General features: G+C 44.2%; 18 protein-coding genes. 4 read left to right on the top strand and 14 right to left on the bottom strand.

Annotated features, from left to right (window positions below; all coding sequences use genetic code 11):
• Nucleotides 1–845: 845 nt before the first annotated feature.
• Entirely contained in the window at nucleotides 846–1,094 is a 249-nt protein-coding gene (locus ATB78_RS17230) for a YgjV family protein (RefSeq protein ID WP_005431786.1), read from the top strand.
• Between the two features lie 168 nt (nucleotides 1,095–1,262).
• A complete protein-coding gene (gene cueR / locus ATB78_RS17225) occupies nucleotides 1,263–1,649 on the top strand; it encodes a Cu(I)-responsive transcriptional regulator (protein WP_005431823.1) in 387 nt (128 codons plus the stop codon).
• Nucleotides 1,650–1,735: 86 nt separating this feature from the next.
• Here cueR and vctC read toward each other — a convergent pair whose 3' ends face one another.
• Genes vctC through ATB78_RS17205 form a run of 4 tightly spaced genes read right to left on the bottom strand, consistent with a single transcriptional unit; the run spans nucleotide 1,736 to nucleotide 5,303 of the window.
• Nucleotides 1,736–2,491: an iron chelate ABC transporter ATP-binding protein VctC gene (vctC, locus tag ATB78_RS17220; RefSeq protein WP_045403161.1), complete on the bottom strand. Its 756-nt coding sequence runs from the start codon at nucleotides 2,489–2,491 to the stop codon at nucleotides 1,736–1,738.
• A 2-nt stretch (nucleotides 2,492–2,493) separates the two neighbouring features.
• Nucleotides 2,494–3,444, bottom strand: coding sequence for an iron chelate uptake ABC transporter permease subunit VctG (gene vctG, locus ATB78_RS17215; protein ID WP_061009456.1), 951 nt, complete (start codon nucleotides 3,442–3,444; stop codon nucleotides 2,494–2,496).
• Complete coding sequence (gene vctD, locus ATB78_RS17210) at nucleotides 3,437–4,372, bottom strand: iron chelate uptake ABC transporter permease subunit VctD (RefSeq protein ID WP_045379770.1); 936 nt, start codon at nucleotides 4,370–4,372, stop codon at nucleotides 3,437–3,439. The genes vctG and vctD overlap by 8 nt, the downstream gene beginning before the upstream one ends.
• Nucleotides 4,373–4,394: 22 nt before the next feature.
• Nucleotides 4,395–5,303 carry a siderophore ABC transporter substrate-binding protein gene (locus ATB78_RS17205; protein WP_061009454.1) on the bottom strand — a complete coding sequence of 303 codons (909 nt, stop codon included), beginning with the start codon at nucleotides 5,301–5,303 and terminating at the stop codon, nucleotides 4,395–4,397.
• Nucleotides 5,304–5,547: 244 nt separating this feature from the next.
• Between ATB78_RS17205 and ATB78_RS28555 the strand changes: the two genes are divergently transcribed.
• Entirely contained in the window at nucleotides 5,548–5,712 is a 165-nt protein-coding gene (locus ATB78_RS28555; protein ID WP_081096617.1) for a DUF3012 domain-containing protein, read from the top strand.
• A gap of 74 nt (nucleotides 5,713–5,786) precedes the next feature.
• On the opposite strand, the gene ATB78_RS17200 is transcribed toward ATB78_RS28555, so the two are convergent.
• The 10 genes from ATB78_RS17200 to rbsD form a co-directional block, all read right to left on the bottom strand.
• Nucleotides 5,787–6,467 (bottom strand): Crp/Fnr family transcriptional regulator, encoded by a 681-nt coding sequence (locus ATB78_RS17200; RefSeq protein WP_005437794.1) that lies wholly within the window; start codon nucleotides 6,465–6,467, stop codon nucleotides 5,787–5,789.
• 122 nt (nucleotides 6,468–6,589) lie between these two features.
• Nucleotides 6,590–7,321: a nucleoside phosphorylase gene (locus ATB78_RS17195; protein ID WP_061009452.1), complete on the bottom strand. Its 732-nt coding sequence runs from the start codon at nucleotides 7,319–7,321 to the stop codon at nucleotides 6,590–6,592.
• A gap of 4 nt (nucleotides 7,322–7,325) precedes the next feature.
• Nucleotides 7,326–8,063: a nicotinamide riboside transporter PnuC gene (gene pnuC, locus ATB78_RS17190; protein WP_061009450.1), complete on the bottom strand. Its 738-nt coding sequence runs from the start codon at nucleotides 8,061–8,063 to the stop codon at nucleotides 7,326–7,328.
• A gap of 157 nt (nucleotides 8,064–8,220) precedes the next feature.
• Complete coding sequence (locus tag ATB78_RS17185) at nucleotides 8,221–8,439, bottom strand: hypothetical protein (RefSeq protein ID WP_033005155.1); 219 nt, start codon at nucleotides 8,437–8,439, stop codon at nucleotides 8,221–8,223.
• A 222-nt stretch (nucleotides 8,440–8,661) separates the two neighbouring features.
• A complete protein-coding gene (locus ATB78_RS17180) occupies nucleotides 8,662–9,672 on the bottom strand; it encodes a substrate-binding domain-containing protein (RefSeq protein ID WP_054824544.1) in 1,011 nt (336 codons plus the stop codon).
• A 283-nt stretch (nucleotides 9,673–9,955) separates the two neighbouring features.
• Entirely contained in the window at nucleotides 9,956–10,873 is a 918-nt protein-coding gene (gene rbsK / locus ATB78_RS17175) for a ribokinase (RefSeq protein ID WP_061009448.1), read from the bottom strand.
• A 204-nt stretch (nucleotides 10,874–11,077) separates the two neighbouring features.
• Nucleotides 11,078–11,956, bottom strand: a complete 879-nt coding sequence (gene rbsB, locus ATB78_RS17170) for a ribose ABC transporter substrate-binding protein RbsB (RefSeq protein WP_009704137.1) — start codon at nucleotides 11,954–11,956, stop codon at nucleotides 11,078–11,080.
• Nucleotides 11,957–12,048: 92 nt separating this feature from the next.
• The gene (gene rbsC, locus ATB78_RS17165) at nucleotides 12,049–13,032 is read right to left on the bottom strand and encodes a ribose ABC transporter permease (protein WP_005435746.1); all 984 of its coding nucleotides are present in this window, start codon (nucleotides 13,030–13,032) and stop codon (nucleotides 12,049–12,051) included.
• On the bottom strand, nucleotides 13,029–14,534 hold the full coding sequence (gene rbsA, locus ATB78_RS17160; protein ID WP_061009446.1) for a ribose ABC transporter ATP-binding protein RbsA: 1,506 nt from the start codon (nucleotides 14,532–14,534) through the stop codon (nucleotides 13,029–13,031). The genes rbsC and rbsA overlap by 4 nt, the downstream gene beginning before the upstream one ends.
• 24 nt (nucleotides 14,535–14,558) lie before the next feature.
• Complete coding sequence (rbsD, locus tag ATB78_RS17155) at nucleotides 14,559–14,978, bottom strand: D-ribose pyranase (RefSeq protein ID WP_005435742.1); 420 nt, start codon at nucleotides 14,976–14,978, stop codon at nucleotides 14,559–14,561.
• 504 nt (nucleotides 14,979–15,482) lie between these two features.
• Here rbsD and ATB78_RS17150 point away from each other — a divergent pair.
• Complete coding sequence (locus ATB78_RS17150; protein WP_038895371.1) at nucleotides 15,483–17,819, top strand: EAL domain-containing protein; 2,337 nt, start codon at nucleotides 15,483–15,485, stop codon at nucleotides 17,817–17,819.
• Nucleotides 17,820–17,885: the final 66 nt, after the last annotated feature.

Here is a 17,885-nt window from a genome sequence, read left to right as displayed (position 1 = left end):
CTAACGCACTTCGTTAGACCTTTATAAATTATTTTAGTTTATAGAAATGTGATTCACATTGTCTCACCAGACTGATTTAACTAACTATTGAGTCAATAAACAATCAAATTTTGTTCTTTCGTTAACCACATGAAATGAAAACCTCACCAAGTCACAAGTATGCGACACATTCAAATGTAAACTATCCATTAATTTTATGAAACAAAAGGCTTATTAGACAAAGATTAGTTTCAATCCAGTGAGAAGAAAAGTTGAACAACCTAAGAAGTGAGAATCAAGCCACCAGTGCCAATGAGTAAGGGTAGAAAGGCAAACAAAACATCGTATGTAGACGAACGCTTTGCCAACCTAATAAGCAAAGGAGAAGTAAAGAACATCACGATAAGATACTGAATAACATAGGAAGAAGGGATAAAAATCAACAGTAGTATGTGAGTTAGGATATGAACCCCAATTCCCAGTGAATTCGGTTTTGTCCGCATGATAAGAGCAAACGAAAAAATAAGACTAATAGCAATTGGCATAAATCAACTTAATTAATAATAATTCTCATTTGCAATATTATGTTATTGTTTACCTTCCTTCAACTTTGTTTTATCTATTGTTGCCATCACTAATATCAATCAACACAATAAGTAAAATTATCAATAATTTCTCTCCTAAACGTTTGCGTAATCGCTAACCTTCTCTTAACCTTTATTTGAGGCTTTCATCACGGTTTTTCCATTGCTATAGTGCACCCATCAAAACGAAAAAGACCATTCGAGGCATGGAGCTTCCTCGTTAATCTCAAGATGAGAAGAAGTGGTACCGACAAAATTCGGCAGATTTAAGAGGGTCAAATAATGGAAATGAACATGGTTGAGATTCTAGGCTACGCGGCTTCTATCATGGTTGCTATCTCACTAACTATGAAAGATATCGTTAAGCTTCGTATCCTTAACTTTATCGGCTGTGCACTTTTCACAGCGTACGGTTTGATGATTGATTCATGGCCAGTAGTACTAACAAACGGCTTTATTGCATGTGTTAACGTGTACTTCCTTGCAAAAATGCAGCAGGAAAAAAAAAGCCTAGCGCCTGAAGAAGCCTAGTTAAAACGATTTTAGAAAGCCCGTAAGTGTTATGCTTACGGGCTTTTTTGTTTGCCAAATTTTTAACCCACCGAATCGACAGACGAAAAACAGCATTAAAGTCGTTTTTGAACACCAACACTTAGCGTTATACTCGCGAGAAAGGTTATCTGAAACACAGAGGTCATCATGAATATTGGTGCAGTTGCAAAACTCACAGGATTGTCTTCTAAATCGATTCGTATGTACGAAGACAAAGGCATCATTTCGTCACCAGCTCGCAGCGACTCCGGCTATCGCGAATATTCTGAAAAACACATCCAAGAGCTAAACCTTGTTTCCAGAGCAAAAAACGCCGGTTTCTCATTACAAGAATGCAAAGAGTTCGTGCAATTGGCACACAACCCAAACCGCAAAAGTAGCGAAGTAAAAGCACGAACCATGGACAAACTTCATGAAGTGGAGCAAAAAATTGCCCACTTAGTGGAGATTAAAAAGCAGTTGGAGGGCTGGGTTTCTTCATGTCCTGGGGATGCAAAGAGCCGCTGTCCGATCATGGACGAGCTCACCAAGTAAACCCGTCACTGTTTCTACTTTACCTTGCTGGGCTATTGTTTTGTTGAGCTCCGCTTTAACGGAATTTTGGTCGATAGAACATAACTTTAATGGTAAGTACACATACGCTTACCATTAAGCTCAATGATATTGAACGGAGTCTCGTAGATATCCTCTAGCGTTGAAGACTGAATCACCTCTTCGACTTTACCACTGGCCACTACTTTCCCTTTCTTGAGGGCAAGGATCTCGTCGGAATAACACGCAGCAAAGTTAATATCATGAATCACCACCACCATGGCTTTGTTCATATCGTGCGCAAGACGTTGAACGACTTTCATGATCTGTAGTGAGTGCTTGATATCAAGGTTATTCAATGGTTCATCGAGAAAAACGTAATCCGTATCTTGGGCAATTACCATTGCAATAAAGGCCAGCTGTCGTTGACCACCACTCAATTCATCTAAGAATTTATCTTGAATTTCTTTCAGATCTAAGTAGTCGATAGCTTGGTCGATTAACGCATGGTCATCTTTGGTTAGGTTACCTTTCGAATAAGGGAATCGTCCAAATGAGACCAACTCTTTTACGGTAAAACGCATCGTAATTGTGTTTGCTTGGCGCAGTACCGCCAGCTTTTTTGCAAGCTCTTTGGTGTCCCATTCAGCAATCTCTTTACAGTCGATCATAACGCTACCACCATCACGCTCAGTCAATCGCGACGCCATTGATAGTAACGTACTCTTCCCTGCTCCGTTAGGGCCAATAATTGACGTTACTTTCCCTTTTTCAAATTGAGTATCGGCCTCATCAACCACTTTGTTGGGACCAAATGCTTTCGTTAGTTTATCTATAATAATCATGTTTATACGACTTTGTTTTTCAGCAATAGATACAAGAAGTAGATACCGCCAATAAAGTTAATCACTACGCTCAACGTCGTTTCAAATGAAAAGACGTTTTCTATAATCCATTGCCCCGACAACAAGGCACAAATTGCCATCAATGAGCAGCCTATTAACAGGGTACGATGCTGGTAGGAGCGGAACATCTCACGACTTAAGTTTGTCACCAACAATCCAAAAAACATGATAGGGCCGACAAGCGCGGTCGAGATGGCAATGAGGAGCGCGGAGAGAATGAAGACGTTGCGCGTCACTTTAGGGACATCAACCCCTAGACTCTTAGCATTGTCCTGGTCGAGCCAAAACACATCTAAGGTGTGATGCATGCGATACAACAACCAACAAGCGATGAACAATATTGGCGAGCTTAGATACACCAAGTTCACCTTCACATTGTTGAAACTGGCATACAGTTTAGATTGCACAAACGCAAAGGTATTTGGGTCCATCAGAAGAGAGAAGAACACCGCAATATTGCTAAACAACTGCCCAAAGATCAGCCCAACCAACAGCAAAGTGATGAGATTACGCCCGCCTTTTGAAAAATAAAATCCAAACAGCAATAGCGAAAAGCCTACCATCACCAATACCGCAATCGAGAAGTTGATGTAAACATTCAGAACGAGAGCGCTTAAACCACCAAACAACAAAACAACCAGAACTTGCGTCAACACATACAACGCATCAAATCCCATGATGCTAGGGGTGAGGATCCGGTTATGGGTAATGGTTTGGAACACCAATGAAGATTGAGCAATCGCAATACCTGCCAATACCATGGCTAACACTTTAGGTACACGTCGCGACAAAAAGTACTGGTAGTTATCTGTTGTTAAGCCAATACCAATAAACAAAAATGCAAAAAGCAGCGCAATGCCTGCCAATAAGATCAGTTTCTTGGAATCACGCACTTTGCTTACCTCGTAACAACATCGCGATAAACACCACACCACCCAAGATGCTGATCACAATTGAAATAGGCATTTCATGAGGGAAAATGATCACTCGGCTAACCAGGTCACACGCTAAAACAAGGAACGCTCCATACATGGCAGTAAGCGGGATATTGCGTTTGAGGTTATCACCGTAGAAGTAACTGACTAAGTTTGGCACGATAAGTCCAAGAAACGGCAGTTGACCAACGATCATCACCACACTGGCTGACATTACCGACACCAAAAGTACACCTAATGTCACCACTTGTTGGTAGTTAAGACCAAGGTTTACTGCAAAGTCTTTACCAATACCAACCGCAGAAATTCGTGCCGCAAACAAGTAACTTAAAAGGGCGACGGGGACAGCGATATAGAGCAGCTCAAAATCACCGCGCAAAATGTTGGCAAAGTTTGCCACGCTCCACGCAGACAGACTTTGTAGTGCATCGTATTTGTAGGCAATGAAAGTAGTGACAGCGTCAACAACGTTACCAAAGATGATGCCCACGAGCGGCACAAATACGACGCTTTTAAATTGGATACGCTGAATGAACTGAACGAACATTAAAGTGCCAAGAATAGAGACACCAAAGACAAGCCAAAGCTGTTCGCCACTACCAAAAAACACCACACTCATTACGTAACCAAGCATGGCACACTCAATCGTGCCTGTTGTTGAAGGCGCAGCGAATCGGTTTTGGCTAATTTGCTGCATCACTAATCCAGCGATACTTAGCCCGGCCCCAGCAAGCAGAATCGCAAATAGGCGCGGAATCCGGCTAGTGAAGAAGAGTTCTAGTGCTTTTGCATCACCCGAAAACAACTGTTGGGGTGTCATATTTCCCACCCCAACAAACAACGACGCGACGCTTAGAGCAACAAGAACAAGCAATAACTTTTTCAAAGTTAACCTCTGCTAGCTTGGCTTAAAGTTCGATCGTGTGTTTAATTTCACTCACCATCTTTTCCGTTGCAGTCACACCCGACATAGCTAAGTACCAAGCATCAACATCTAGGAAGGTAATTTTCTTGTTCTTGTATGCAGAAGTCGCTTTAACCAAATCGTTATCAAGCGATTTAGCAAGGTCATTGTCAGACTTTGCGTGAAGTGCGTTTCTATCAATAACGAGGATGTTTTTCGGGTTGGCTTCGCGAATAAACTCATAAGAAATGACGTCACCATGTGTGCCCGTTTTGAGATTCTCCACAGTCTCTGAAAAGCCAAAATCTGAGTAAATCGCGCCAAAACGAGATTTCGCACCAAATGCACTGATGTTGTCAGCAATGCTTAGAATTGTGAGTGCATCATTATTGTTGGTTTGGTTGTAATCACGAATCGCCTTGAACTGTGCATCCAGGTTTTCAATTTTTTGTTCAACCTTTTCTTCTATATTGAAGATCTTGCCAACGTTGCGCCATTGCGCTTTTGTGCCCTGCCAGTAGCCTTCGTTTTCACCTGATGCGAGCACAACTGTTGGTGCTATTTCACTTAACTCATCGTATTTAGACGAACCGCGAGGACCAACCAAAATCAAGTCCGGCTTTTGCATGTAGATGGTTTCAAAGTCTGGTTCGAAAAGACTACCTGCCGATGTGTAATAGGTCTTGCTGTATTTAGATAAGTACTTTGGAAGATGGGAGGCGTTCGATACCGCTACTGGATCGATGCCAAAACTATCCAGCATATCGAGTGGGCCAAAGCCAATCACAACCACTCGTTTGGGGGATTGTTCAACTTCTGTCGTTCCCATGTAATGGTCAATTTTGACGGTTGCAGCAAAAGAAGGTGAAATTATAAGCAGCGAAAGAATTGCCGCACTGACGAGTTTTTCCATTTTCAAGCCTTAATGAGATCCGTTATCATGCGCATTCGCAATATATCCTTACTCAAACAGGCATTCAACCAATTATTCAATAACTTTACATTCGTTACACTTCTAAATAGGCTTATTAAATCAACAAATTACACCATACAGATATCGAATTTGAGACGGTAAGCGCAAAGTTGTCATTTTGATATTTATCAGCTCAGTGAATGTTTATACTAGGTTTAAATGACTCACTAGAAAGGACTAGATAATGAAGAAGTTAGCATTGGTTTTATTTGTCGCTGCACAATTGATGGCTTGTACTGAAGTTGGTAGTGAAGCATGGTGTAACGACATGAAAGAAAAGCCAAAAGGCGAATGGACAGCAAACGAAGCGTCTGATTTTGCTAAAAATTGTGTTTTTAAATCAGAATAAACACACATTGTTCTGATTGAATAACAGATAAACCAGATAGCCCGCAGCTTTTTTTTTAAATGGAATCGTGCGGGCTACTCGTAGGCGTCAAGAAACGCTTTTAGTGCAAGTTCATCAACAATCTCTAGCCCCTGTTCGCCCTTTCTGATCAAACCCTTTTCCATTAAATCTTTCACCGCTCGGCGATAAACACGCCCCGAAGTGCCAAATCTTTCGGCTTCTTGGTTTACTTTGCCAAATCCACCCAACAAGGTATTAGTCTGTTTTTGCACCAACAAATCATAAGCGATGTTGTAAGTAATTGGGTGTAACAAGCGATTGGTGTAGATGTCCATTGAATCCTGATAATCCTCCGCCAAAGCAGAGGCAAAGAAGAACATCATGTCAGGTTGTTGATGCAACGCCTCAGTCAGTTTTTGAATACAGATGATATCCACTTGCATGTGTTCATCAGCTACCACATTCCATTGGCAAGGCGTTTGGGTGAAGTACTCCATTTCACCATAGATGTGATAATCGCAATTGGCTTCGCCCAGCTGGAAACGTCGTCCATTAGCAGCAATGATGCTCATCGAAACTCGACCAACTGGCACAACATAAAGATATTGAAGTTGTTCACCTTGGCGAAGGATCTCTTCACCAGAGTCAAAGTATCGACTGCCGATTTGGCATTGATAGATTAAGTCACGAAACTCAGCACTTTTCTGTTCTAGAAAGCTTTTGAAACGTCCAGTCGGATAAGGGCTTATTTTCACGTGAGTTTCTCTTTAATGACAACAATCTCAAATAGATTGTACTCGCTAGAATCGTTTGATGACAGCCAATAAAAAAGCGACACCAAGGTGCCGCTTATAAAATTGACTAAGCTGTGATCTGGTTAACTCTGTGTAATTAAGGCTTCAAGAGCAGCGTAAGACGCTAAACGCTCCCCTTCCATCATCACTTGCGCTTCGTCGACGTACTGCCCTACGCCTTCTTTCACATCCTGCTGATACAAAACCACATTGTTCAGAATGGAGGCGACATTCAGACCACGCAGTCGACCGACAGTAAACAAAGCCGAGGTTTCCATATCCGCACCGAGAATACCTTTCTTGTTCCAGTACTCGCAGATCGCTTCTTCGTCGTCGGTATAGAAGCTGTCATGGGAACGAACCACACCTAAATGATAGCGCGCCTCTTTTTCGGCTAAATAGCTGTCCAACGCTTTCAATAACGAAAAGCTTGCGTAAGCCGGATACGAAGAGCGAACGTACGCTTTCGAGCCACCTTCGTCTCTTAAGGCGCCTTCAGCCACAATCAACTCACCAAGTTGAATGCCAGATTGCATCGCGCCAGCAGAACCCACTCGAATCACATCTGTCACACCACACTGCTTTAACTCTTCCACCGCAATGATCATCGAAGGTGCTCCGATACCTGTACTGCAAACAGATACGCGTTGACCTTTGTATGCGCCAGTGAAAACGCGATACTCACGGTTTTCAGAGACCAGTTCTGCGTTATCAAACAACGCGGCAATACGGTTTGCTCGATCTGGCTCACCACAGACGATCACTCGAGGCGCTATTTGAGTACTGTCTACACCAATATGAGGTTGTTTCATCATTGGCTTAACCTTGAGCTGTCGCTTGAGTTAGGGTCTTCCCACCGTTGCGTTTTGCGCTACGTGCCCACTCTCTTGTGCCGTTTGCTGCGATGAACATGAGAATCGCGTATTGAACCGACATTGCGTACACACCTTGTGTCGCGTAAATACCAACGCTGATGATGTTGATTACGACCCAAAGAATCCAGTTCTCAACGTACTTACGTGTCATTAAGATTTGCGCCACGATAGAAAGCACTGTCATGGTTGTATCCCAGAATGGGAAAGCATCTGGTTCTAAGACTGGTTCAGACAAACCTGCACCGAACACATTTAGCGTATCAACGGCAATGTTAGCCAACGCAAAGAAGAATGGGTCGATGTAAATCGTTAACATCGCAATCGCAACAATGCTTACTGAACCTGTCGCAATCAGCTTCTGTTTGCTTAACCAACGCACCTCAAGTATCTCACCTTGTGCATTTGGTCTTGTCCATGCATACCAGCCATAGATGTTGGCGCAAAAGAAGAACAGTTGAAGCAGAAGCAATCCGTAAAGCTGAATCTGGAAAAAGATAACGGCAAAAAGTGTTACGTTCAGCAGACCGAACAAGTAGTTGATCGTTTTTTCTTGGCTTGCAAACCAAATACAAAGCAGACCGAAAACCGTACCAAAGGCTTCAATCCAGCTCATTGCATAGCCACCACCAATAGGAATGTTAACAAGGGTGTTGTTGATGTCTAACAGGGCAAATAGGTCCATGAAGATGTCCTTTATTATTGTGCTTGGGATGCGCTCATCTTATTGCCTCGCAGCAAACAAAAAGGAGGACATTTGTCCTCCCTTTGATGTATCCGATCATAAATCAGATCAATAATTGTTTTAAAGTGCTTTGATGGCACTTGTCACCCTAAGGCGCTTACGACTCATGCCCTAAATAGCGCTTTTTGAAAGATGACGCAGAAGCAAAAAATGCAGTTGCAATGAACGTAAAAGCAATACCCGATAAGTAGACGAATTCTTCGTTTGCGAGCAGTTCATAAACACTGACTACAAATACGAACAATACCAACATTACATTGATACGATGAAACCACGGTTTCTTGGTTGAATACTGTGCGTATCTCTTAACAAACATAAAAAATTTCCATTCACCACAATAATTTATAAATCTATTTATAGACTCTTCTAATAATAAGCTTTCCTGTGAATTTCTACACGATATCTTTCACTTTACGCGCAAAAAATCACACTTTGATGGGCTTATTATGTAAAAAGAAGGCATTTACTTTCTAAATCCATTCAGAAAGCTAACCATTATAAGTTTAGATAAATAACTAATTGAGAACGAATAACTTCTTTATTCGGAGAGGCACTTCACACTGTTACGCTCAACCAATGTAGGTTCAAGCTGTACAACCTGAGCTTCATCAGATTTATCATCCAATTTTCGCAATAAGGTTTCGACTGCGGCTTGCCCTAGACGGTATTTTGGTTGGTGAATTGTTGTCAGAGATGGAGACATGAATTTGGCGATATGGATGTCATCGTAGCCAATAATAGATAACTGCTCTGGAATTTTAATGCCTAGCTCGTTAGCCGCGTTAATTGCGCCCATTGCCATCATGTCGTTGGAGACAAAAATCGAGCTTGGGAGCGGACCACGTTCCGCCATCTTCTTGAAGGCTTGATAACCACCTTCACATTCAAAGTCAGATTCAACAATCCAGTTTGCATTGAACTCAAGCCCAGCTTCAATCATCGCTCGCTTATAGCCTTCGTAACGCATTTGCGCTTGATGCTTGATTAGTGGACCTGTAATACAACCAATCTCTTGGTGGCCGCAGTCGATAAGGTATTTAGCTGCAAGATAGCCACCACGAAGCGAGTTATCTTGAATCTTATCGCTGGTGAACAACATTGGGCCCCAATCCATGACTACAACTGGAATATCAGGGTAACGTTCGAATACATCAATACGCTCCCCTTCTAACGATGAACACATCAAAATCAAACCATCAACGCGCTTTTGCAACAGCGTATTGATAGATTCACGCATGCGCTCGTTATCGCCTTCAGTGTTACACAGGATCAGGCTGTAGCCTTTATGGTAGCAACTGCGCTCAACACCTTTTACGACTTCACCGAAAAATGGGTTGGTAGAGGTGGTTACTAGCATACCAATGGTTTTGGTGCGATTGACTTTGAGGCTACGCGCCAAAGCAGACGGCGCGTAGTAATTGAGTTCTTTGGCAGCGTTGCTGACTCGTTCCGAGATCTCTTCGCTGACAAAGCGAGTTTTGTTAATAACATGGCTCACAGTTGAAGTGGAAACCCCTGCCAGTTTTGCGATGTCTTTCATCGTTGCCATGTTATTACTCCTTGATTTTAGGGTCTGTTGTTCTTTCGTGGTTAAGTTTTGTTCGAGATAAAAGCGTTTTAATCGCGACGAGAGGTTTGTAGCCTAGTCATCCTAAGCACATACCTCTCAACAAAGAGTAAAACGCTTTTAGCCGAACCCTTCGGGCAGCATTTGTGGCTTATTTCTACTTCGTTATCGGCTTATCAGGTAGGCCAACTACATTTCAAAGCCTCTGCCTTGTATAAACTGCCCACAAATCGCTGCAAAAATCAGCTCGAAAGGTCAACAGGCCCTACTTTTGAGCCAGAAACTCCTCAACCTCTTCACGGGTTGGAATGGAGGTTTGCGCGCCAAAGCGAGTTACTGAGATCGCTGCTGCTGCGTGGGCAAACTTAATCGCTGATTCTAAAGGTAAGTCTTCCAATAAACCAGTGACTAATGCCCCATTAAAAGTATCGCCCGCCGCTGTGGTATCTGTTGCCTCTACGCGGAAGCCAGGAATGATTTCACCACGACCGTTTTGACTCAGCCACACTCCTTTCGCACCGAGCGTGATCATTACAATTTCAATGCCTTTCGAATGCAGGATGTTCGCCGCTTCTTGTGCACTGTCATCGTCCGTTACCGTCACACCTGTTAGCACTTCCGCTTCCGTTTCATTTGGTGTAATCACATCGATGCAAGACAGTAATTCATCTGACAGCTCGCGAGCTGGTGCAGGGTTAAGAATCACGTTGGTTTTGGCATCTTTCGCGATTCGTGCTGCTTTCTCGATGCCGCACATTGGCGTTTCTAGTTGCATCAACAAGTAATCAGCCTGACGAATGCGCTCTAGATCGGGCTCAATCGCCTCCGCAGTCAGCTTTACGTTGGCTTCTGCAGAGATACAAATGCTGTTCTCGCCGCTGTCCGCCACTTGAATCATGGCAATGCCCGTTGGGCAGTTTGGCTGCATCTTCACGCCAGTAATGTCGATGCCATCCATTTTGAAGTTCTCGCGAATGTTGATGCCGAATGAATCATCACCCACACACGCAATAAAGCCGATGTCTGCGTTTAATCGAGCTGCCGCCACAGCTTGGTTGGCACCTTTGCCACCTGGGATAACTTGATAGTTGCGACCATGCAGCGTCTCGCCTGGGCGAGGGAAAGAAGGCACTTGAAGAACATGGTCAGCGTTTACACTACCTAACACCACTAACTTATTCATACGGTTATCCTCGGTTCTGATTGAACCCTTTATATTTGAACAGGAGTAATAGGTTTACGCTCTTTGAAAAAACGTAAGCGTATTACGATTCAGTAAGTTTTAATTTTCTAACGTACCGCTTTCGTTGTTTGGAATGACCCAACACATTCATTGGGTCATTCCGTTATCTTCAACAAAGAAGAATCACTGAGTCAGGCGCTAAGCTTACTTAGTCACGACTTTAAGCGGAACAGGAATGTACTCCTCAACCTTCTCGCCTTTCAATACTTTCGCTGCAGTTTCTACACCCAACGCACCGATAAGATCTGGTTGCTGTGCGATAGTCGCTGCTAGCTTGCCACGGTTAACTGCAGCGATACCATCGTCGGTACCGTCGAAGCCTACGATCATTACGTCTTTACCTGATGCCTGAACTGCGCGAAGCGCACCAAGTGCCATCTCATCATTCTGAGCAAATACCGCTTGAACATCTGGGTTAGCTGCAAGCAAGTTTTCCATTACGTTCAGACCTTTAGTACGGTCAAAATCAGCAGGTTGGCTTGCTAGTAGCTCCATGTTGCTGCCCTTAACTGCTGTCATGAAACCTTCACCACGCTCTCGCGCCGCAGACGTACCTGCAATACCTTCTAGTTGGATAACTTTCGCTTTCTCACCTACTTTTTCCATGATGTAGTGACCAGCCATTTCGCCACCAACTACGTTGTCAGATGCGATGTGGCTCACTACATCACCACGACTTGCACCACGGTCTAGTGTCAACACAGGGATCTTAGAACGGTTCGCCATACGAATCGCGTTTGACACAGCGTCTGAATCTGTTGGGTTAATCAGAATCGCTTTTACGCCACGAATCGTTAGGTCTTCGATGTTTGACAGTTCTTTACTCGGGTCATTTTGCGAGTCCAGTACAATCAAGTCATATCCCAGTTCTTTCGCTTTTGCTTCTGCGCCGTCTTTCATCGTTACGAAGAACGGGTTATTCAGTGTAGAAACTACAATCGCCATTGTATCTTGAGCGTGCGCCGCTACCGATACGGTTGAAGAAAGAAGTGCAGCAGAGATAAGAGTTGCGAGTTTTTTCATCGTTCTAGTCCTTTGTGTAGGGTGAGCCAGCACACGTCCTCTGGCTCGATTTGTATTCAGGATTTAGTGGAGCTCTTTATTTTAAATATCGATTACTTGTTTTTGTTGTCTACCAGTACTGCTAGCAAGATAACCACTGCTTTCGCAATCATTTGGTAGTAAGAAGAAACATCGAGTAGGTTCAGCGCGTTGTTTAGGAAGCCGATGATTAGAGCACCAATCAAAGTCCCCATGATGCGACCTTTACCGCCCATCAAACTGGTGCCGCCAAGAACCACTGCTGCGATAGCGTCTAGCTCGTAGCCCATACCTGCTGTTGGCTGCGCCGAAGACAGGCGAGATGTTACGATGATGCCTGCAAGCGCTGCCAACATACCGCAGATGGCGTATACACCGATTTTCACACGGTCAACGTTTATACCAGAAAGGCGCGTTGCTGATTCGTTGCCACCAAGTGCATACACGTAGCGACCAAAGCGAGTGTGGTTCAGTAGGTACCAAGCTGCAGCAAAGACAATCACCATCAACCAAACAGGAACTGGGATACCGAGTGCGTAACCGGTACCGAACCATGCAAATGCGTCTGCTGTGTCAGTAAAGCCCGTAGAGATAGGACGACCGTCTGTGTAAACCATGGTTACACCGCGTAGTAACGTCATAGTAACCAGTGTTGCGATAAAGGCTTGAACCTTACCTTTGGCAATGATGATACCGCTGATCGCCCCCAAAGCTGCACCAGCGAACAATGCAGTCGGAACTGCGATAAGCACAGGCACTTCTAATGCAATCATGCTCGCGGCAAACGCACCACATAACGCGAGTACAGAACCAACACTTAGGTCGATGCCTGCGGTCAGGATAACCAACGTCATACCTACCGCTATGATTGCGTTAACTGAGGTTTGACGAAGAATATTAAGAATGTTGTCTACCGTAAAAAAGTTCGGGTTCAAGAATGACACAACAACAATCAAGAAAATCAGTGCAATCAGCGACTTTTGCTCAATCAGCCATTCTTTGGTGAACAACTTTTTGCTGTTCGCTTCGGTTGGTTTGCTCATGGTCTTAGTACTCATGCTGCTTCCTCATTGATCTTTCTGCCTACGGCACAAGCGAGTAGTGTTTCTTGGTCGGCGTCTTTCGCATCGAATTCGCCAGTAATACGACCTTCGTGCATCACCATGATGCGGTCACTCATGCCTAGCACTTCAGGCATCTCAGAAGAAACCAAGATGATGCTCATGCCATCGGCTTTAAATTTGTTGATTAGCTGGTAGATTTCTTTCTTCGCACCCACGTCGACGCCGCGAGTAGGCTCATCCAGAATCAGAACTTTGGGTTTGGTCATCAGCCCTTTTGCGATTGCCACTTTCTGCTGGTTACCACCAGACAGGTTGCCAATGATTTGGTCTCGGGTTGGCGTTTTGATGTTGAACAGTTTGATGAAGTCTTCTACCGCCACGACTTCTTCGCCATGTTGGATTTGGAAGCCTTTGGTGAGTTTATCCAGTGCACACAGAGACATGTTCTCCTTCACGGATAACCCCAGCACCAAGCCATCGCCTTTACGATCTTCAGAGATGTAAGCAATGCCATTCGCCAGGCCATCTTGTGGACTAACCGGGTTAATGGTCTTGTTGTCTAAGTTGATAACGCCACGCTCACTTGGTAGCGCACCGTAAATAACCTTCATCAACTCCGTACGCCCCGCGCCCATCAAGCCTGACACGCCAAGGATTTCACCACGTTGAAGTGTGAAGTTAATGTCGTGAACGCCCGAGCCCGTCAAACCAATCACTTCAAGACAAACGTCACCATGCGTCACATCGATACGTGGATATTGTTCTTCCAACTTACGACCAACCATCATTTCGATGAGTCCATCTTCGTCGGTGTCTTTAACTTGGCATTCGCCGATGAACTTACCGTCACGTAACACAGTAATGTCATCACAGATTTCGAAGATTTCTTTCAGGCGGTGTGAGATGTAAACGATGCCGCAACCTTGGTCGCGAAGTTCGTTGATCACTTTAAACAACGATTCCGTCTCTTTGTCGGTCAACGCGTCCGTTGGTTCATCCATGATGATGACTTTGGATTCGAAAGACAGCGCTTTCGCAATCTCAACCATTTGTTGCTCACCAAGGCTCAAATCACCAAGCAAAGTTTTCGATGAGTGCTTTACGTTAAGGCGTTGAAGCAACTTGTCTGCTTCTTCATACATCTTGCCCCACTGAATACGCCCCATAGAACCGGTAAACTCACGACCTAGATAGATGTTTTCGGCAATCGTCAGCTCCGGGATCAAGTTCAATTCTTGGTGAATGATACTGATGCCGGCTTCTTGCGAGTCTCGTGGACCTTTAAACGCCGCTGGTTGGCCTTGATATTTGATGCTTCCTACATCCATGTGGTAGATGCCCGTTAACACTTTCATCAAGGTCGACTTACCTGCCCCGTTCTCTCCCATCAACGCCATCACACGACCTGGGTATACGTTAAGGCTGGCTTTATCCAACGCCTTAACACCCGGGAACGCTTTCTCGATGTCGCTCAGTTGTAGAATGGCTTGAGTCATAATTTGTCCTCAATTAGTTGTGGCTTAAAAAACCACGCCGGCTTGGAAAATCACGTTCGCGTAAGGTGTGCACTCGCCTGTTCTAACAACAGCGCGGCTTTGTTCTGTGCGAGCTTTAAAATCTTCATGCGACACATAGTTGATCGCGATTTGTTTGCCTGTTTGCTCACTTTCTTTGGTTAGCTCAGTGATTAAAGCATCATGGTGAACTGGGCTAACTTTTGCGAATTCTTCAGCAATGATGACCCCTTCAATTTGGGACTCAGACAGAATCACGCGAACGGTATCTAGAAAGCCTGGGACTCCGTGCGTCAACGCTAAATCAATGCGCTGTACATGATCAGGAATTGGCAAACCCGCGTCACAAATGGTGATTTCGTCGGTATGACCCAGCGTCGCCACCAAGTAAGAAATTTCTGAGTTAATTAGGGTACTTTTTTTCATCTCATCGACCTTTCGGTTACACGTTCATACAACTTTGAGTTTCATTTCTTAGTATTGACAGAAAACCCATCGAAACGTTTCGATGCAATAATAGGACGGCAATGAAAATTGGCTAGTGACAGATCGATAAGGTGTGAGAATGATCCGTAATTGAAGCTTATGTGATGAAGAAAAAGATATTGAGGTCACATTTCCCCATCGAAACGTTTCGATGGGGAAAAATCAATAAAAGGGAAACTGTCAGAACTGTATTTCTCATTTTCGCATTCATCCAGAAAATGTATTTTGTGCTTTTGAAACGGTACAAATATGTCTAAAGTTTGAGACTTCTTCTGGTCAATCTCGTAAAAAACCGCACACAGCATCACAAATTAAGTAAGGGTGTCTGACTTTCGAAAATCACCCACTTACAATTTGAAAAACACAGAAATACTATCGTCATCCGTTCGGAACCTTTAAGTAGGGAACGTTTGTAGGGACACAAACGGAAATTGAAGAACCATAATGAAACTAAGCAATAGAGTTGTTTTGCTTGTCGCGCCAGTCATTCTTATTAGCGCGTTGGTGTCGAGTTACATCATTTATAGCATTCAAAAAGTCACATTGATCAAGCGAGAAGACAGCTACATTCAGCTGCAAATGGAGAAACTCGCAGGGCAATTTCGTCAAGCCAATATCTTCCTCAACAGTTACGCCTATACCCTAGGGAAAAGTGAAGTCTTACAGGATTACTTCGTTAACCACGAAGACCCGTACCGAGAACGACAGCTATTCAACCGATTGGATGAAACAGTGGAAGTGCTAAGCCATGGTTATAATGGCGATGCGAACATGGCAATACTGGATGGCGACCAACACCTACTCTATTACACCGAGAATCAGTTTTATGAGTCCAACGGCAGCGTCGATCCTAAGATTCTCGAATACGTAGAAAAGAGCTATGCCCAGCACGGTAAAACCAGCCATACCGGCTTTATTTACAACTCAAGTGGGCAAAGCATACTCCTGCAGTACGAACTGTTCGATAAGCGAACGGGCGAGCACCCACCCAGCTTTGATCCGCACAACGCATTCTTTGTTGTCGTCTCCGTCTCTCTCGAAGCTTTTAATGACATCAAACACGAAATCGAATTTGATACCCACAGTGTCATCACATTTTCTGACAAACCGATTCACCTCGACATCCCTCTAGCCCAAACCATAGAACTCTTACCGCATTTCCACGCAATTTTGTCACCGGCAGAGTATTTAATGTGGAATAAGGTCGATAAGGTCTGGTTGGAGCTGGCTCTTTCGTTTGGTATTGCGTCGTTTTGTACCATCACTTTGATTGTCTTAGTTTTATATCGTTACGTGCTCAGCCCGGTATCGAAACTGGACAAACAACTGCGCGAAATAGAAGCAAACAAGCGCACTAACATTGAAAAGCTAAACAGTGACGATGAAATTGGTCGCCTCTCTTCGCGCTTTTTCGACATGTATGAAGAACTCAATAACATCTATCATAAAACCAAGCACTTGGCTGAAACAGACCACTTAACTCAACTCGCGAACCGTCACCGTTTTCATGAGTTGGCAACTCGCGAGTTAGCCGATCCCTCTGAGCAACTTTGGGTTGTATACATCGACCTAGATAACTTCAAGTACGTGAACGACAAATACGGCCACGAATTGGGTGACAAGCTTTTACAAGTCTTCTCTCGTCATATAAAAAATGTCTGCCAGAAGTTTACCCAACAACACAATAGCCCTTGCTTTGGCGCTCGTTTGTCTGGCGATGAGTTCGCCATCCTACTGAGTACAAACCAAAAGAAAGCCGACATACCAGATATGTTCGCTTCAGAGTTACTCAAACCCATCCATAATCTGAGCCAATCTTCGACAAATTCGTTTCCGGTGACGGCAAGTGTTGGTATTGCTCAATATCCAAGAGATGGCGCTGATATTGCCAAGTTGCTTTCAAGTGCGGATGCGGCGATGTACCAAGCCAAACGCGGCGGTAAAAACCAATACGCCTACTATTCAGCGGCGCTCAATATTGAAGCTCAGCGCCGTAGCCAGATCGAACGCGCTTTGCGTAAAGCCAACGTGGAAGACGAGTTCCATTTAGTTTTCCAGCCATACATGAACAGTCACGCCAATGAAATCGAGGGGCTGGAGGTTCTCTTACGTTGGGAAGCGGAAGGAATTGGGTCGATTCCACCGAAGGAATTCATCCCTATTGCGGAACAAACCGGGTTGTTCGAGAAAATCGACCGCTGGGTGTTTGCGAACGCAATGGAAGAGTACCACCAGCTTAAGAGTATTTTTGGCAAGGACATCATTTTATCCATTAACCTATCATCAGCAGAGCTGAACTCCCTCTCGATGGCCGAGTTCATCCACGACAAAGCGAAGCAAAATGGTGTGCCCCCTCACTGTATTGAGTTGGAAATCACGGAAACCTTCGCCGCCGACCAACAAGGTACTGCTCTACTCGATGAACTAGCCCAACTTGGCTATAAGCTGGCAATTGATGACTTTGGCTCAGGCTATACCTCATTGACACAACTTGTTCAGTACCCTGTTCAGAAAATCAAATTCGACCGAGAATTTCTGCTCACCTTGATGAATACAGACAACGGCCACGTCATCAAACCCATCATTGAACTGTGCCATGCGCAAAACAAGAAGGTAACGGCAGAAGGTATTGAGCATAACGTGATGCACGAATGGCTATCTTCGTATCGCTGTGACTTCATGCAAGGCTATTTGTTTGGTAAGCCCATGAACAAAGAGCAGCTTGATCAATGGTGGAAATCGGCTAACGACCAACCTTTTACCCGTTCTGATATTGCGTAGCTTAACGGCTTATATCGTTCATCACAGAGCAATTGAAACCCAACAAAAAAAGCAGCACCGTGTGTG

It is taken from the genome of Vibrio sp. CUB2, assembly GCF_001557945.1.
Lineage (GTDB): Bacteria > Pseudomonadota > Gammaproteobacteria > Enterobacterales > Vibrionaceae > Vibrio > Vibrio owensii.
The sequence above is the reverse complement of the archived record's forward strand: the minus strand, read 5'-3'. Positions and strand labels throughout refer to the sequence as shown.

Coding starts and splice junctions, on each gene's coding strand:
- cueR (WP_005431823.1), top strand. CDS start 1,263: ATGAATATTGGTGCAGTTGCAAAACTCACAGGATTGTCTTCTAAATCG.
- ATB78_RS17185 (WP_033005155.1), bottom strand. CDS start 8,439: ATGTTTGTTAAGAGATACGCACAGTATTCAACCAAGAAACCGTGGTTT.
- ATB78_RS17150 (WP_038895371.1), top strand. CDS start 15,483: ATGAAACTAAGCAATAGAGTTGTTTTGCTTGTCGCGCCAGTCATTCTT.
- ATB78_RS17180 (WP_054824544.1), bottom strand. CDS start 9,672: ATGGCAACGATGAAAGACATCGCAAAACTGGCAGGGGTTTCCACTTCA.
- ATB78_RS17230 (WP_005431786.1), top strand. CDS start 846: ATGGAAATGAACATGGTTGAGATTCTAGGCTACGCGGCTTCTATCATG.
- ATB78_RS28555 (WP_081096617.1), top strand. CDS start 5,548: ATGAAGAAGTTAGCATTGGTTTTATTTGTCGCTGCACAATTGATGGCT.
- ATB78_RS17195 (WP_061009452.1), bottom strand. CDS start 7,321: ATGATGAAACAACCTCATATTGGTGTAGACAGTACTCAAATAGCGCCT.
- rbsK (WP_061009448.1), bottom strand. CDS start 10,873: ATGAATAAGTTAGTGGTGTTAGGTAGTGTAAACGCTGACCATGTTCTT.
- rbsB (WP_009704137.1), bottom strand. CDS start 11,956: ATGAAAAAACTCGCAACTCTTATCTCTGCTGCACTTCTTTCTTCAACC.
- vctC (WP_045403161.1), bottom strand. CDS start 2,491: ATGATTATTATAGATAAACTAACGAAAGCATTTGGTCCCAACAAAGTG.
- rbsD (WP_005435742.1), bottom strand. CDS start 14,978: ATGAAAAAAAGTACCCTAATTAACTCAGAAATTTCTTACTTGGTGGCG.
- rbsC (WP_005435746.1), bottom strand. CDS start 13,032: ATGAGTACTAAGACCATGAGCAAACCAACCGAAGCGAACAGCAAAAAG.
- rbsA (WP_061009446.1), bottom strand. CDS start 14,534: ATGACTCAAGCCATTCTACAACTGAGCGACATCGAGAAAGCGTTCCCG.
- ATB78_RS17205 (WP_061009454.1), bottom strand. CDS start 5,303: ATGGAAAAACTCGTCAGTGCGGCAATTCTTTCGCTGCTTATAATTTCA.
- pnuC (WP_061009450.1), bottom strand. CDS start 8,063: ATGGACCTATTTGCCCTGTTAGACATCAACAACACCCTTGTTAACATT.